This window comes from Gilliamella sp. B14384G12 (assembly GCF_016101825.1).
GTDB lineage: Bacteria > Pseudomonadota > Gammaproteobacteria > Enterobacterales > Orbaceae > Gilliamella > Gilliamella apicola_N.
Window position 1 is genome coordinate 1 of sequence record NZ_JACFPU010000083.1, and the last position, 246, is coordinate 246.

Genomic DNA, 246 nt, shown 5'->3' on the forward strand with positions numbered 1-246 from the left:
TGGCATTAAACCATAAACTAAAGTAATCTATCAGGGTATCGGTTTGTCGGTCGATCACTGCCGCAAAAATCTCCTGCTGAAAGAAGCCATGACGTGAAACCATTCCGTCAATTGATTGCCAGTCATAGACTTTTATAACGGGTTTATAAAGCTTTCTTATTTCCCTTAAAGGAAAATAATAAAGTCGTTTACTTAACATTGGCTCGTACACATAGACTTTGCCGGTTTTACGGTTAAAACGTACCG

Annotated in this window: 1 protein-coding gene; it reads right to left on the minus strand. The window is 38.6% G+C overall.

What is annotated here, in order from left to right:
• Positions 1–246 (minus strand): DUF6708 domain-containing protein (locus H3S73_RS13760; protein ID WP_198237005.1); only part of this gene is annotated, 246 nt, incomplete at both ends.